Source organism: Ahniella affigens (assembly GCF_003015185.1).
GTDB lineage: Bacteria > Pseudomonadota > Gammaproteobacteria > Xanthomonadales > Ahniellaceae > Ahniella > Ahniella affigens.
The window spans coordinates 4,647,536-4,664,311 of the sequence record NZ_CP027860.1 but is presented as its reverse complement, the minus strand read 5'-3'; the positions used below and the strand labels follow the sequence as shown (position 1 = coordinate 4,664,311).

The following is a 16,776-nucleotide window of genomic DNA, read 5'->3' as shown; positions in this document are numbered from 1 at the left end:
CGGAGGCATGCGCTGGTGGGTGTTGATACTGGCGGCGGGTTACCTCGGCTACTACTACCTCAGCAATCGTCAGGAAGCGTCGTTCACCGGACGCAAGCAGTTGGTCGAGACCACCGTTGAGCAGGATGTCGCGTTGGGTTTGCAGGCCTATCGCGACATTCTGAGTGGCGAGCGCGGCAACATCGTGACCGAAGGCGAAACGCCCGAAATGGTGCGTGACATCGCGCAGCGTCTGGTAGCGGCTGGCCCGAAAGTCGAGGCCTTGCTGAAGCAGTCCAACGGCGTGGGTGCTGATACCCCTTGGGATCAGTTTGAATGGGCGGTGTCGGTCATTGAGTCCGATCAGGCCAATGCGTTCTGTCTGCCTGGCGGAAAGATGGCGGTCTACACGGGCATTCTCCCGGTTGCACAGAATCAGGATGCGCTCGCAGCGGTCATGGGGCATGAAATTGCCCATGCCATCCTGCGCCACGGCGCCGAGCGCATGGCGCATCAAAAACTGACGCAGATTGGCACGGTCGCCGCTGGCGTTGCGACGAGCGATATGGACCCACAACGCCAGCAGATGGTCATGGCGGCGATCGGTGCGGGGGCCAAATTCGGCTACATGCTGCCGTTCTCCCGCGAACATGAGTCCGAGGCGGATTACGTGGGCCTGATGCTGGCCGCCGGCGCCTGCTTTGATCCGAATGAGTCGATCGGGCTCTGGGAACGCATGGGCGCGACGGGCGGACAACGTCCACCCGAATTCATGTCGACGCACCCAAGTGGCGAGACCCGCATTCAGAATCTGCAATCCTGGATGGCCGATGCGGAAAAAGTCCGCGCGGCGCTATGCGAGCAAACTTTTTGACAGACGCGTCGAGCGTGAATTCGACGTCTCGATGACCGAGGTGCCTTGCAACAGTGGATGACGGGCTCAAAAATATGGTCCTGACTGCAACCGAGCCAGGCTCCGAGCCTCGTCTCAAGTCAGACCTATTGGCCCGCCAGCTCGGCGTGTTGGGGCCTTATGTTTTGCAGGCGATCATCGGCGAAGGTGGCATGGGCGCGGTGTACCTTGCCGAGCAGACCGAGCCCGTGCAGCGCAAGGTGGCCATCAAGGTCACGCGGGTTGATCTGAGTTCGGGACATCGGCTCGCGCGCTTTGAGTCCGAACGGCAAATTCTCGCAACGCTGAAGCACCCGAATGTCGCGCAAGTGTTCGATGCTGGCGATACGTCAGAAGGCTTCCCGTATCTCGTCATGGAGTTCATCGATGGGTTGCCGATCGATGCGTTTGCTGATCAGCAACACTGGTCGGTGGCCGCGCGCGTCAATGTATTTCTGCAAGCGTGTGCCGCAGTCATGTACGCGCATCAGCACGGCGTGATTCATCGCGATTTGAAACCAGCGAATCTGCTGGTCGAAAACATCGGCCAGACGCCCACCCTCAAGCTGATCGATTTTGGCATTGCGAAGTTGGCAGCGCCTGTCCCGGGTTCGCAGACTGAGACGGGCCGTACCGTCGGCACGCCCGCGTACATGAGCCCGGAGCAGGCAGAGGGCGACGCCGATATCGACACCCGCACGGACGTCTATGCGCTCGGCATGACGCTCTGCAAGTTACTCACTGGGTTGCTGCCAATGTCGGCGTGGTCGGCCAAGAGCGCACGCGAAGGGCACGTTAGTGACCACCAGGAGGTGATGCCGAGCGCGCTGCTGATCGGTGGGCCCGATGCGCCCGTGGCTGGATATCCGGCGGGCACCAGACTTCGGGATCTGCGTGCAGCGCTCCGCGGCGACTTGGATTGGATCGTCATGAAGGCGACCGACCCCGATCGCAGCCGACGCTATGCGTCAGTCAGCGAACTGTCTGATGATCTGAAGCGCTACCTTCAGCAGGAGCCCGTTCTGGCGGCGCCGCCCGGATGGTTCTATCGAATCGGCAAGTTCTTGCGCCGCTATCGCTGGCAAGTCGCGTCGGTGATGGCGTTGATGCTTACCGTGGCGACCGCTGCGGTGTTGCTCGTCCGGAGTCTGCAACAAGAACGAGCGGCGTTGGAACTCGCGAACATGCAGCTGCGCCAACACGAAGATTTCAACGCCTATGCCGCGCACGTGATTGGCTCGGTTCAGCCGAGCACGCCGGGCAGCGCAATCAATTTGGACGATATTCTGCGCTTCGCAAAGGACGATGCCGCGGTCTACTTCAAGGATCGGCCCCAGACAGCCTTTGCCGTGAGTCTCCTCGTCGATCAATTGGTTCGGCGGGCACATGCCAATCGCGCGTCGGCGTCGCCCGCACCCGCCACGAGCGCGCAACCCGAATGTTTGCCAGCAACGGATTCGCCAGCCGATGACTGATCCGACCCAAACTTTGGACGCTCTGCCGCAACGCCATGCCGCGCAACCGTGTCTGGTCGTGCTGACCGGTTCGCGCAAGGGTCATGCCTTCTGGCTCGAACAGCCGCGCGTTGTCATTGGTCGCGCCGACGACGCAACGATTCAGATTGATGATGTGTCGGTGTCGCGTTATCACGCCGAGCTGAATCGCGGTCAGGACACTTGGCTGCTCAAGGATCTGGACTCCAAGAACGGTAGCTTCCTGGGCGACCGGCCACTGACGGTGGAGAGCCCGATTCGCGATGGCGATCTGTGTCGATTCGGCACGGTGGCACTCCAATTTTTCATGGTGCAAGCGGTACAGGCCATCGACACCAGCAGCCTGCATGCAGCCGGGTTGCGACTCGATGCCGAGCAACTGGTCGCGCGCCTCGGTGATAGCTTCTGCGCGCTGACTGAGATCGAGTTTCGCATGCTCGCGGCGTTGATGCGCCGGCCCGGGCGTGTTCTGTCTACGCTGGCGTTGATGCGCGCGGCGTACCCGCGCGAGCACGTGGTCGCTGAGGCCACCGTTGCGAGTCACCTCCGCAATCTCCGCAAGAAACTCGCTGACTTGAATGACGGCGACGCGATCATTCGTTCCTACTACGGCCGCGGATACTCGATTGCAGAGCAATGAGCTCGGATCCGAGCCGAACTCACTGCGGGTCTGAATGTCCAGAAGGGACTGACCCAAGCGCCCGCTCATCCGAGTCTGCAGATTTCCTGCAAAATTGGCAGGGACCAGCGGGGCAGACTGACCAGGAACCAACCCTGTCCTGGAGTTCCGACCGTGTTCTGCCCGACCGCCTATCTGCCTTTACGTCCCGCGCTCGCCGCGCGCCCTCGCGCCATCTTGCCGCTCCTGTTGGCGCTGAGCCTCCTGCTCGCCGCGCCGCTGGCAGGCGCCCAGAACGTAAACGTCAGCCCGAACCCGGCAACCTACGCGACCCTGAAGGCTGCTTTCGACGCCATCAACTCGGGCACCCATACCGGCGCGGTCATTGTCGATGTGGTTGGCGATACCACCGAGACGCAAATGGCTCAGCTCAATGCCTCGGGCAGCGGCGCAGCGAACTACAGCAGTGTCATGATCCGACCGAGCGGCGCGCGCACGATTAGCGGCAACGCCGGTTCCAGCAGTGACCTGATTCGCCTGAATGGCGCCGACCAAGTCACGATCGATGGCCTTCGGGTTGGCGGCAACAGCCTGACGATTGACCATCTGCCAACCAATGCGGACGCCACCATCGGCCTGCACAATGGCGCGAGCAACAATCACCTTGCCCGACTGCAGGTCTTAGGTTCCGCTGGCAATGTGATTCGTGTAATGGGCGATACCGTTTCGGGTACTGGCAATGACAGCAATGTCTTCGAGGACCTCGATATCGGCGCCAGTGCCGCTGGCACGCCGCGCTATGCATTGTTCTGCTCCGGCAGCACCAATACGCCGAGTGTTGCCAATCAGTTCAACCAAGTGCTCGGGAGTCGCATCAGTGACGCCTTCCAACCCGGTCAGGACAGTGCCTTGATCCTTCTTGGCGATGGCTGCAATCGATGGACGTTGGACGGCAATCGCCTGTTTCAGACGGCGCCGCGAACCTTCACCGGGTCCGTGGTCTTTCGTGCGATCGAAATCAACAGCATCAACAGCAATGGCGGTGCTCAAGGGTACGTGCTGCGCAATAACGTGATTGGCGCGACCAATGCAAATGGTACGGGCGTGATGAGTTTCAGTGGCGCCAGCGGCAAATTTCGAGGAGTGGCACTGACTGCATTGGCCACAGGTGCGGAGAATCTGATCGAAGGCAATGAAGTCAGTCAGATCAATCTCAACACCGCCGCCAACGGCACCGCGGCCGGTGCCGTGTTCACGGCGTTCCACGTGCTGCGCGGACCAACTCGGGTTCTGGGCAATCGGGTCGGCGCCATGACGCAACTGGCTTCGATTTCGGTCAGCTGCAGCAGCAACGTCGCCAGCGAAATTCTCGGGATCAACAGCACGTCGGACGATGACCTGCTGATCGCGAATAATCAGATCGGCGGCATGCGCTACGAGGGCACGGCAGCCACGTCTACCGCTGGCTTTCAGGTCATCGGCATTGTGCTCAATCCGGCGGGACGACCGACCCAGTACGTGAGCGGCAATCAAGTCGGTGGCGACATGCTCGATTCCATGACCGTGCTGGGTAACAGTACGCAGAACGCGATCACCGGCATTCTGAGCGTGCAATCGACCAGCGTGATCAGCGACAACGTCGTCCAGAATCTGACGGGCACCGGCGGTATTGGCACGGGTTCGGTGGCGTCCGTCAACGGCATCGTCAATAGTTTCAATATCGCGAATGTGCAGGTTGTCGGCAATACGATCCGAAATCTGCGCAATACCCATGCCAGCGCCACGACCATGGTTCGAGGCATCAGCGTGATCAGCAACGACAGTTCAGTGATCGCCGACAACTGGATCGAGCGCCTGGATGCCGCAAGCAGCGCGGACACGGCTGTGATTACCGGCATCAATGTGCTCGCGCCCGGTGCGACCGCGCGCAACAACATGGTCGCCCTCGGTGCGGACGTCAACGGCGCCCCGATCAGCGCCAGCCGTAATTTCATCGGCATCAATGAAGGTTCGTCCGGCACCCAGATCCTGCACAACTCGGTGCTGATCTTCGGCAGCAATGTGCAAGGCGCCAAGCCGACCGTCGCGTTTGCCAGTACCCAGGCATCTCCGACCCGTATCTATCACGGCAATAGCTTCAGCAATCAGCGTAGCAATGGTGCCGCGGGCACGGGCCGGCACAGTGCGATTCGACTGACTGCAACACCCGCCTATTCCAACTTTCTCAGTAACTGGAACAACCTGCACGCCAGTGGCGCCGGGGCCATGGTGGCTGAAATCGAACAGGCCATGTTCAGCACGCTGGCGGCGTGGCAGCAGGCCACCTTGCAGGATGCTGCCAGCGTCAGTGTCGATCCTCTTTACGTCGGCACCGATAATCTGCATCTGCAGGCTGGGTCCAGTTTGCGCGCGCTCGTGCCCGCCAACGCTTTGGTCATGCGCGACTTCGATCAGAGCCTGCGGCCAGTGGCGGGACCGTTCGATGTTGGTGCCGACGAGGTCAGTGGTACCACTCCGGCTAGCATCAATGCTGCCATCCTCGCGGTCGACGAGCCGCAGACGCCCGGATTCCGCGCCACCGGCGCATCGTTCACACCGCGTGTCCGAATCGAAAACCGCGGTGGCAGCAGCATCCAGAACGCAACCGTGAGTCTGACCATTCGGGATGCGGGAAACATGCCTGTGTACGAGCGCATGCTGACCATTCAGCACCTCGACCCCGGCGCCACGGCGCGATTGGACTTCGCCGCCACTGCGGTGGCAACCGCCGGTGCGTATACCTGGACCGCCAGCGTTTCGGCCAGCGGCGACACGGTGCCGAGCGACGACCAAATGGCGAGCAGCTTGACCGTCGGGGGCGAGATGTCCGGCACTTACACAGTGGGTAGCGGCGGCAATTTTGCGTCGTTGAGCAACCCCGGCGGCGCGTTCCAGGTGTTGTCGGCATTGGGTGCCAGCACGCCGATTGAATTGCAGATTATGAGCGACTTGAACGACGAGACCGGGACGTATGCGCTGCGTCAGCTCGCTGCCGGCAGCAGCGTGCTGATTCGTCCGGTCGGTGCGGCGCGGGTGATTCGTGGATCGAGTCTCAATGCCTTGATCCGCATCGAGGCGGCTGACAATGTGACGATCGATGGCTCCACCACGTTGGCCAGCAGCACCGATCAGGTCGCCGGCACGCCGAGTCTGCGCGAGCTGACACTGATCAACGAAAGCCCCGGTTTTGGCGCGCTCATTCATGCCTATCGATCCGGTACCGGTGCCGACAACAACACGTTCCGCAACTTGCAGCTGCAAGGCCTTAGTCGACAGACGACGCAAACGGGCATCCAGGTTGGCGCCGCCGTCTTCAGCACTGGCGCTCAGAACAACGGCGTGCGCATCGACAACTGTGCGTTCAGAAAAACGGCGGTGGGCATCGCCGTGTACGGCGGTGGTCCGGGGGCCTTGTCCAGTGGCGCGGTGATCACGCGCAACGATCTGGCCGCCACCGGCAACGAGGCACTGGGCCGGATCGGCATCGACTTGCAGGCCGTCACCGGCGCTGAGGTCAGCCTGAATCGCATTGGCGGCATCGACAGCAGCCAGGACGCACGCTTGGTAGGCATGGCGCTCGGTTCGGATGGGCTGGCGACAGTTGGCCGATTCGACAATGGCTTGGTGTCGCGCAATGTGATCACGGGCCTCCGTAGCCGCTATCCAGGCCGAGGCGTGCTCGGCTTGGCGCTCGGCGAAGGCACGACGTCGGTGATCGTCAACAACATGATCAGCGATCTGCAAGCGAGCGCGGCAGCCGGCGAGCAATTGGCCGGCATCAACATCGTGCAAAATACGCCGACCTTGGTGTCGATATGGCACAACGCGGTGCATTTGTATGGCGATCGCGGCGCGCTGCCCGCCAACATGAACTCGAGTTACGCGTTGCGCATCAATGCCAGCGGCGTGCCGGTGCTCGACTTGAAGAACAATATTCTCGCCAACCGGCAGACCAGCGGCTTGGCATCGGTGCGCGCGCGCGTGCTCGGATTCGCGTCCAACAATATGAGCACGATCGACGCTGATGCCAATCTCTACTGGAGTAGCGGCCCGGCCGCACAGTTCGCCAGCATCAACAATTTTGGAACATCGGTGGCCACGCTGGATGCGTGGCGCACCATCACGGGTGATGACGCAAATAGTCAGTTCGATGAGCCGCTGTTTGTTTCCGATACTGATCTGCATGTGCAGACCAGCCCGCTCGCGAGTCCGGCCGTGTCGGCTGCCATCCATCTTGCCGCAGTCGCGGTTGATCTCGATGGCGATGCGCGCGCCGCGAGCGAGCGTGATATCGGTGCCGATGAAGTCGCCAGCCCGCCCTTGGCATCGCTGGCCCTGAGTGCTGCCGTGCTGGAGTTTGGTTCGGTCGATATTGGGTCCAGCAGTGCGGTGCTGAGCGTCACGCTGAGTAATGCCTCGGCGCAGGGCCTGCGCATTCAATCAATCAGCAGCGTGCTGGCGCCGTTCACACGCGAAACGGGCGGTAGCTGCGGCAACAATCTGCCCTTGATCGTCGCTGCCGGTTCGAGCTGTAGCATGCAGTTTCGGTTCAATCCAACGGCTGCAGGTTTGGCCGAGCAGGTAATCACGTTCACGCATATGGGCACGGGTGATCAGCAATTGACACTGCGCGGCACGGGCACCGTGAGTCCGGCAGAACTGCAGGTCAGCCCGACCCAGATTCTGTTTGGCTCAGTCCGTGTGGGTCAGACTTCAGCGACAACCACGGTCACCGTCAGCAATGTCGGCGGGGAGGCCATGAACGTGACCAGCCTTGCGGCGCCCAGTACGCCATTCATCCGCGCTAGTGGCAGCTGTGCGAGCGCGCCGTTTGTGCTGAACCCGAGTGCGAGTTGCACGCTGGAGTTGGCATTCGCCCCGACCCAACGTGGCGGCAGCAGCCAAAGCCTGGCCATAGACGCCGGCAACGCGGGCTCGGCCAGCATCCAACTCAGCGGCACGGGCATACAGGGCGTTCTGCAGCAAAGCCCCGCGGTCATGGCTTTTGGTGCCGTCAACGTTGGCGCGGTCAGCGCAACGCAAACGCTAAGCCTTGGCAATACCGGTGACGCCGATTTGACGATCACGGCGCTGTCGGGCCTGAATGCGCCGTTCGAACGGGTGGATGGCGGGGATTGCAGCGCGGCGTTGCCCCTGGTGCTCGCGCCCGCGGCCACTTGCAGTCTGCACATTCGCTTTTCGCCATTGCTCGGCGGCAGTTTCGAGGCCACTTTGAATGTCATACACGATGGCAGTGGCGCGGCGAGCACGCAACTCACGGGCACGGGTCTGATGCCCGACTTGATGTTCAGTGACAGTTTCGATGCCGTTGCACCGGTGCAAGTCGATGCCAAACAACTGACCGCGCGCATCGCCGCATTGCCGTTCGAACACTGGCCTGTCGATCAGGCGCAGTTGATCCTGAAGCAGGTCGGCGCGTCCGGTGAATCCGTGCAGTACTGGGCGCGCAAGCGCGTCGACGGCGACGGTCGCTGGACCCTGCAATGGGCGCAAACCCGGCCGCTGGTCACCGGTCAAACGGTCCAGACCGACTGGCAGGACTTGCTCTGAACGAGCCTGGCAACAGAAAGCGCCCGTGACGTGCCACGGGCGCTATCCATTCACGGAGCCAGCATCGTTGCATCTGCAAGTGGTAGCCGGTTGACTAACTCAGCCCGAGCGCAAACAGCGCGATGCAGAGCACGAGTCCAAGCAGTGGCACGATCACCGTCATGGCTCCAACCGACGGATAGGCGCGGGCATGAGTTTCCTGACAGATGGCACGAATCGTCGTGACGACATAGCCATTGTGCGGCAGCGAATCGAGCACGCCCGACGAAATTGCCACGACGCGATGCAATTGATCCGGTGAAACGCCCTGGCCGAGATAGATTGGCGAGATGATCGGCAGCGCGATCGCCTGGCCACCCGATGCCGAGCCGGTCATCGCGGCGATCAGGCTCACCGCAATGGCCGCGCCAACCAAACCGCCACCCGGCAAGTGGGTAACCCAGGTGACCGCATCCTGGAACGCGGGGGCTGCCTTCGCCACCGCGCCGAAGCCAACGACCGCGGCGGTGTTGCCGATCGCAATCAGCGCACCCGTGGCCGCATCAGCCAACGCTTGCCCCGGTTTTTGCTGATGCTGCCAACCCACGATCGCTGCGGTGACGGCACCGGCAAGTAACGCGACAATCAGCGCGGCCGTCTCGAAACGCTCATGCAGCGCGAATGAAATGCCCAGTACCGCGACGAGCGGCAACAGCGCGGCGAGGGGATTCGGCAAGCTCTTGCGGGTTGGTACCGGGTCGTTGTCACGGGCGTCGAAGCGCTCGCCGCGCCTGACCGCACGCTGGATCATCCAACGTAGCCACCAGTAGCCGAATACCGCCATGAACAAGGCGACCACGATGCTCGCCTGCCAGCCGGCATACTGATTCGTGCCGAGGTAGTCGATCGGAATCCAGTTCTGGATCTCGGGCGAGCCGGCCGATGTCATCGTGAAAGTCACCGAACCAAACGACAGCGCGGCCGGGATGAATCGCCGCGGCAGGTCAGCCTGTCGAAACAATCCGACTGCCATCGGATAAACCGAGAACGCGACAACGAACAGACTGACGCCACCATAAGTCAGCACGGCGCAGGCCAACACGACCGCAAGCGCTGCATGTTTGACGCCGAGACGCCCCGCCACCGATTGCACGATGCTGTCAGCGCAGCCCGTGTCCTCCATGACCTTGCCGAAAATCGAGCCGAGCAAGAACATGAAGAACCAGCTCGCGATGAAACTGGTGAAACCACTCATGTACAGGCCCACCATGTTGGGCGCCGTTGAATCCGGCAACGGCAGCGGCGCAATGCCGCCGCTCAGCGCTACCAACAACGCGCACAAGGGGGTGGCAATGAACAAGTTCATGCCACGCATGGTCAGCACGATCAAGAGCGTCAGTGCTGCGAGCAATCCGAGAAGGCTTATCATGACGGCATGCTCAACCAGAACCGGGTCGATCGGAACTGGACCAAGGTACAGGTGCACGGCAATTAACCTGGACTTAACCTGCAGGGGTGAATCGACGCCTTCCGCGTCGGGGAGAGGACCATGACCAATTTGAAAAAGAGCCCCATCGCTTTCGCGGTTGCCCTGGCGCTGGCCAGCACCAGTCTGTTCGCCCAGGACCCGGCGGCGAGCAAGTCGGATGAACCAGCGTCTGAGTCGGCGCTGGAAACCATCACCGTAACGGCGCGCCGACGCGAAGAAACGCTGCAGGATGTCCCCGTGGCCGTGACCGCCTTTACCGAGACGGCACTGGAGAACCTCAATATTGAGGACATGAGCGATCTCGATGCCGAAGTCCCCAATCTCACAGTCTATGCCGCTCGCGGTTCGAGTTCGACGGTCACGGCCTATATTCGTGGCATCGGCCAATCCGATCCGCTGTGGGGTGTCGACCCGGGCGTCGGGGTGTACTTGGACGACGTCTATATTGCCCGCCCACAAGGTGCGTTGCTCGATGTGATCGATATCGACCGCGTCGAAGTACTGCGTGGCCCGCAAGGGTCGCTGTACGGCAAGAACACGATTGGTGGCGCCATCAAGTATGTGACCAAGCCGTTGCTGCCGGATTTCTCGGCGACAACAACCATTGCGATCGGCAGCTACAACCAGCTCGACGTCAAGACCAGCATCAACGCGCCCTTGGGCTCGGACGCCGTGGTGGCCCGCGTGTCTTTGGCCTCGCTGAACCGCGATGGCTTTGGCGAAAATCGCTTCAACGAACAGCCGGTTAGCGACAAGGAAATCCTGGTTGGCCGTGCATCGCTCGGGTTCTATCCGTCAGACACGGTCAGCGTATTGATCAGCGCGGATCACATGGACGATCAAAGTGGCGTCCGTGGCGGTCAGCGGCTGAACGCATTCAACGCGTTCGACCCATTGCAAACACCGCCGTTCGATGATCGCTATGACATTGCGAGCGGCATGCCGAACGTCAACGACACCAGCATGGACGGCGCGGCGGCGACCATCAATTGGAATATCAACGAAGCCTGGTGGTTCAAGTCGGTGACGGCGTACCGCGAGTCGGATACCGATACGAACATCGACTTCGACATGTTGCCGAACAAGATCACCGACGTGCGCGCACTGTACTCGGACGATCAGCTGAGCCAGGAGTTCCAGTTCAACTACACCGGTGACAGCCTGGTCGGTGTGTTTGGTCTGTTCTGGTTCGATGGTTCCGCTGGTGGCACGGTGTTCAACAACTTCCGCAACCTGTCGTTCGGCACGACGAATGGCGTCGTGGATACCACGTCGCTCGCGCTGTATGGCGAAGGCACGTACAAGATCAACGACGCGTGGTCGATCACGGCCGGCCTTCGTTACACCGACGAAGAAAAGACAGCCGATGTGTTGAACCAGGCATTTGCGAATGCCAACTTCACGACGCCCGTCGCGACGCCCGCTGATTTCAATGACAGTGTGACGTTCAAGAATGCATCGCCAAAGATCTCGGTCGACTATCGCGTGACCGACGATATTCTGCTCTACGGCATCGTCAGTCGCGGCTTCAAGAGTGGTGGCTTCAACATCCGTGCGAACACGCTGGCAGTGCCGCAGTCGGCACGCCCGTTTGACGACGAGTCGGTGACCAGCTTCGAAATCGGCACCAAGCAGGCCTGGCGCGATCAGACGGTGTTCTTCAATGCGTCGTACTTCTACAACCAGTATCGTGACATCCAGCTCTCGGTGTTCAGCGCGTTCGACTCGAACGGCGATGGCGTCAACGACGCGTTCTTTGGTGACTTCACGAACGCCGGTAAGGCGCACATCCAAGGTCTGGAACTCGAGCTCCAGTTCGCCCCGACCGAGCAGTTCCGGATCAGCGGCAATGTGGGTTGGCTCGATGCGCAGTACGACGAGTTCATCAGTCGCGACGTCGACATATCGGACACGCAGTATTTCACGAATGCCCCCGAGCTCTCGGCGGCGCTCAACATGTCGTACACGTGGCCACTGTTTGGTGGCGAGCTGATGGCGCGTGCGGGCGCGAGCTATCAGGACAAGGTCTACCCGACGACGGACCTCAGCGAAGCCATCGCGCAGTCTGGCTACACCTTGTTCAATGCGGGCCTGGTGTGGCGCGGCGAGGACAGTCCTTGGACCGTGTCGCTGCAAGGCAGCAACCTGGGTGACAAGGCCTATCGCACCACCGGTTACAACATCCCCGTGCTCGGCATCCTGACGGGCTTCTATGGTCCGCCACGCCAGATCACGCTGGCTGCCACATATACGTTTGACTGATCCCAACGGAGTTCACCCTGGTGCTTGACTCCCTGCGTCCCGCTGTTTCTGCCCAACCCTCCATGTGGCAAAGCGGGTCGCAGGGTTTTTTATGGATGGCACTCATCGGCTTAGGTTGCCTGACGGGGTGCAGCCGATCCGATCCGGCGCCCGCCCTGCCGGTACTGAAAATCGACCCCGCGCGCGTCAGCGTGTCTGGCGTGTCGTCGGGTGCCTACATGGCGGCGCAGGCGCATGTCGCATTTTCAACCCGCATCCATGCTGCGGCGATGCTCGCGGGTGGCCCATACGGCTGCGCCCAAGGTAGTCTGGATCGAGCGCTTGCCGATTGCATGAAGGGCACGCCCGCGCCAGACGTTGCGGCACTCATTGCCCGAGCGACGACGTTCGCCGACGCCGGCCAGATTGATCCGATCGCCGGGCTTGCCGATGACCCCGTGTTCATCGCGCATGGCAGCAGCGATCCGATCGTCAACAACATCGTCAGCCAAGCGGCCATCGCCTTTCAGCAGGGCATTGCCCCGACCGCGCCGCTGCAAGTCAGTCTGGATCAAGCCTATGGGCATCTGTGGCCGCGCTCGCAAGCTGGGAATTGCCAACCAGATGCCGGGTATATGGCCGATTGCGGATTCGACATGGCGGCGGCAATGGCTACGGCGCTGGAGCCCGCAACGGCATCGCCCGCCAGCGCACCGCCAAGCGCGCCCGGCAAGCTGTTGGTCTTCGACCAGAACCTGAAACCGGAACTGGCCAGCAATGCGAAACTCGACGACGCTGGCTTTTTGTACGTACCAGCCGCGTGCGAACAGGAAGCCTGCGGTTTGCATGTGATTTTTCATGGTTGCGAAATGAACCGAGAGAAGATCGGTGACGCGTTCGCGGCCGATCCGGATTGGCATCGTCAAGCCGATGCCCGCCATCTGGTCCTCCTGTATCCTCAGACCGTATCGAGTTTGATGCCGTTGAATCCAAAAGGATGCTGGGACTGGTGGGGCTACACAGGCGAGGCCTACGATCAGAAACACGGCGCACAGCTGCAATGGCTGGATGCGGTTTTCCTGCATTTTGGCTTGACCGAACCAAACTAATCGAATCCGGGCAGCCATGTCTGTTGCGGGTCAGGCGCCCATGTTGAACGCCGGCATTGTCGCCCTGGTCGGGCTGGTGTGGACCTTGGTGCTGTTTGCCGTCGCAGTATTCGGCGAGCGACAGAGCCAACGTTTTCAGCGCTACTGGACCCCCATCTACACGCTGTCGCTCGCGGTGTACTGCACGGCCTGGACGTTCTATGGCACCGTGACCCAGGCGGCCCGCTGGCAAACACCTTTGCCACCGACGTTCATTGGCACGATTCTGGTCTTCGTACTCGCAACGCCGCTGTTGATTCGAATCGCGAGTCTGGCCAAGGCGCAAAACTCGGCGTCGATCGCTGATCTGATTGCGTCCCGATTCGGCAAGGACTCCCGTCTCGCAGCGTTTATCACGGCCGTGGTGCTGATTGGCATGGTGCCCTATGTGGCGCTGCAGCTGAAGGCCGTCGCCATGAGCTTTGCGATGCTGACCGGCGGTGTTGCGCAAACGCCCGCGTGGCAGGACGCCGCACTGTGGGTGGCGGTATTCATGGCGCTGTTTGCCATGTTGTTTGGGACCCGGCGCGCGGCCGCGACCGAGCACAACCGCGGCCTGGTCTTGGCCATTGCATTCGAGTCGGTATTCAAGCTCGCCGCCATGCTCGCGTTGGGGTTGTACGCCGGCAGCGAATGGCTGAAATTGCCGGATCCGGTCGGGCTCGTGCAATGGCCGCGATTGGATAGCAGCTATGTCACGCTGGCCGCGCTCGGTGCAGTCGCGATGTTCACGTTGCCCCATCAGTTTCATGTTGGCATGGTCGAGCTCGACGAGCCCGATCGCCTCAAGCGCGCCCGCTGGTGGTTTCCCGTCTATCTGCTGTTGATTGCGGCGCCGACATTGCCGATCGCGTGGCTCGGATCGCTTCGTCTCGGTGGCACCTTGCCGTCCGATCTCTACGTGCTCGGCTTGCCGTTACAGGACGGTCACCATGGCTTGGCCGTGCTCGCCTTCATGGGCGGCGTGTCGGCGGCAACCGGGATGGTGATTCTGGTCGCATTGACCTTGTCGATCATGATTGCGAACCATTGGATCGCACCGCTGACGTTGCGCCAGGCGACGCAGATTGAACGCGACTGGCGACCGCGGGTGTTGTGGCATCGCCGGGTCGCCATTGCGCTCGTGTTGGCGCTCGCCTACGCATACAGCCGTGCGATGGATGCCGCCCAGGCGCTGGCCGATATCGGCGCACTGTCGTTCTCGGCACTCGCATTGCTCGCCCCTGCGGTCATTGCCGCCGTATATCGCCCGCAACGATCGGCCCGCGCATTGCGGCAAGGCCTGATGTGTGGCTTCCTCGTCTGGCTCTGGATGGTGTTGCCACCGGTTCTGGAGAGTGCGATCGGGTCGTGGTCCGAATCGCTGGCATTTCTGCATCCACGCTTCTGGCCATGGATCGGCGATTGGGACGCGATCACTCGCGCCACAGTGTTGTCGCAGGTCGCCAATATCGCCGTGTTGCTCTGGCGCTCGGATCGCCGACCGCGCGAAGCGAGTCATGCTCCGCAGCAGATCGACAGTGTGTTGCTCCGATCGCTCGTCGCGCGTTTTCTGCCACCGGTCGCGACGGCGCAGTTGTTCGAAGGTGCGGCGCCGATCGCTGATGCGGACCGCGTCGCCCGAATCGAGCGCGAACTGGCGCCGGTGATTGGCTCAGCGAGTGCGCGCCTGCTGGTCGACGCGGCCCGTCGTGCCACCGACCCCGAACGCGTCGCGGATTTTGTCGGCGAAACGTCGGCCACGCTGCGTTTCAACCAGCAATTGTTGGAGGCGGCACTGGAGAACATGAGCCAGGGCATCAGTGTGGTGGATGGCGCTCTGAGGCTGGTTGCCTGGAATCAACGCTACGCCGAGCGCTTTGCGTATCCACCAGAGTTATTGCAGGTGGGCACGCCGATCGAAGATTTGCTTCGGCACAATCTGGCCACCCGCTTCGCCGACGCCGAAGCCCTGCAACATGAGATCGACAAGCGCCTGATGCATATGCGCGCCGGGACGCCGTACGTCGCCGAGCGTCGGTTTGCGGACGGGACGGTGATCGAGATCCGTGGCAATCCGATGCCGGGTGGCGGCTTCGTTGCGACGTTTACCGACGTCACCGCGTTCCGGCAAAACGAGCGGCAGTTGCAACAAGCGGCCGAAACGCTGGAGCAGCGCGTGCAGGAGCGCACGTCCGAGCTCGCCGAGGCCAGTCGTGCGGCCGAACGCGCGAACCAGGCGAAGACGCGATTTCTGGCGGCTGTCAGCCATGATCTGTTGCAGCCGATTCATGCTGCGCACTTGTTCACGCACGCGCTGGCGCAGAGCGACGAGAGCCTCAAAGTGCGTGATTCGGTGGCGCAGATCGACGGCGCGCTGACATCGGCCGAGTCGTTGTTGGCAGGCTTGCTCGACATCTCAAGGTTGGACGCTGGCGCCATGCAGCCGAAGCTCGAAGCGGTGCCGCTGGCGGATGTGCTGGAGCATCTCGGGCGCGAGTTCGATGTGCTGGCGAAAGAACGCGGACTGCGGCTCTGCTGGCGCAGTTCGCGGCTCTGGGTGCGCACCGACGCGCAGATGCTTCGCCGAATCCTGCAGAACTTCCTGGCCAATGCCATCCGCTACACGCGTCGCGGCAAGATGCTGCTCGGTGTGCGTCGACAAGGCCGCTTCGCGTGTATTTCGGTGTACGACACCGGGCCCGGAATTGCCGAACAGGATCGCGATCTGATCTTCGAGGAGTTCCGCCGACTGGATCGTGGCAGCCAGGGCTTGGGCCTGGGATTGGCGATCGCGCGCCGCATGGCCGATCTGTTGTCGCATGAGTTGGTGTTGCAAAGCACACCAGGGCGCGGCTCAGTCTTTTCAGTCCGCGTCCCGATCGCGACGGTGCGGACGCGGAAACCCGCGACGGTGACACCTGAGCGCGAGATCCTGCCGGCGACCCGAGTGCTCGTCGTCGACAACGATCGGGCAGTGCTGAACGGGATGGCGGCGCTGTTGACGCGTTGGTCCTGCACCGTGCATTTGGCTTCTGACGCCGAGCAGGCAGCGGCCATTTTGCGCGAGCACGAAGTGGATCTGTTGATGCTCGACTTCCATCTCGACGACGGCCAGAACGGCTTGGCCTTGCGCAGCCGGCTAGGCCCACCGTGGTCCGAGCGCGCAGCAATCGTGATTACGGCTGATCACAGCGAAGCGGTGCAGGCGGCGGTTACCGAAGCCGGATGTCATTTGCTGTACAAGCCCGTGCGGCCATTGGCTCTGAAGTCGCTGATGAGTCGCTTGGGGTCGGCGTTGTAGGGATATCTTGCGGAGGCGATCTACTCCCTCTACCACGCGAGTG

The 16,776-nt window shown here is 61.8% G+C and carries 8 protein-coding genes; 7 read left to right on the top strand and 1 reads right to left on the bottom strand.

The genetic code is table 11. From position 1 onward, the window contains the following. Window positions 1–7: 7 nt before the first annotated feature. The 4 genes from C7S18_RS17970 to C7S18_RS17955 all read left to right on the top strand — a co-directional run bounded on the left by C7S18_RS17970 (window position 8) and on the right by C7S18_RS17955 (window position 8,593). The gene (locus tag C7S18_RS17970) at window positions 8–853 is read left to right on the top strand and encodes a M48 family metallopeptidase (protein ID WP_338022126.1); all 846 of its coding nucleotides are present in this window, start codon (window positions 8–10) and stop codon (window positions 851–853) included. 74 nt (window positions 854–927) lie between these two features. Then, window positions 928–2,346: a serine/threonine protein kinase gene (locus C7S18_RS17965; RefSeq protein ID WP_146151993.1), complete on the top strand. Its 1,419-nt coding sequence runs from the start codon at window positions 928–930 to the stop codon at window positions 2,344–2,346. Further along, complete coding sequence (locus C7S18_RS17960; RefSeq protein WP_170113340.1) at window positions 2,339–3,004, top strand: FHA domain-containing protein; 666 nt, start codon at window positions 2,339–2,341, stop codon at window positions 3,002–3,004. The genes C7S18_RS17965 and C7S18_RS17960 overlap by 8 nt, the downstream gene beginning before the upstream one ends. A 153-nt stretch (window positions 3,005–3,157) precedes the next feature. Beyond that, window positions 3,158–8,593 (top strand): choice-of-anchor D domain-containing protein, encoded by a 5,436-nt coding sequence (locus tag C7S18_RS17955; RefSeq protein ID WP_106892859.1) that lies wholly within the window; start codon window positions 3,158–3,160, stop codon window positions 8,591–8,593. A gap of 94 nt (window positions 8,594–8,687) precedes the next feature. Here C7S18_RS17955 and C7S18_RS17950 read toward each other — a convergent pair whose 3' ends face one another. After that, window positions 8,688–10,001, bottom strand: coding sequence for a GntP family permease (locus C7S18_RS17950; protein WP_106894094.1), 1,314 nt, complete (start codon window positions 9,999–10,001; stop codon window positions 8,688–8,690). Between the two features lie 120 nt (window positions 10,002–10,121). Between C7S18_RS17950 and C7S18_RS17945 the strand changes: the two genes are divergently transcribed. The 3 genes from C7S18_RS17945 (at window position 10,122) to C7S18_RS17935 (ending at window position 16,733) form a co-directional block, all read left to right on the top strand. After that, window positions 10,122–12,323, top strand: a complete 2,202-nt coding sequence (locus C7S18_RS17945) for a TonB-dependent receptor (RefSeq protein ID WP_240623926.1) — start codon at window positions 10,122–10,124, stop codon at window positions 12,321–12,323. Window positions 12,324–12,418: 95 nt separating this feature from the next. Next, window positions 12,419–13,411: an alpha/beta hydrolase family protein gene (locus C7S18_RS17940; protein WP_170113339.1), complete on the top strand. Its 993-nt coding sequence runs from the start codon at window positions 12,419–12,421 to the stop codon at window positions 13,409–13,411. A 16-nt stretch (window positions 13,412–13,427) separates the two neighbouring features. Continuing rightward, window positions 13,428–16,733 carry a hybrid sensor histidine kinase/response regulator gene (locus C7S18_RS17935; protein ID WP_240623925.1) on the top strand — a complete coding sequence of 1,102 codons (3,306 nt, stop codon included), beginning with the start codon at window positions 13,428–13,430 and terminating at the stop codon, window positions 16,731–16,733. Window positions 16,734–16,776: the final 43 nt, after the last annotated feature.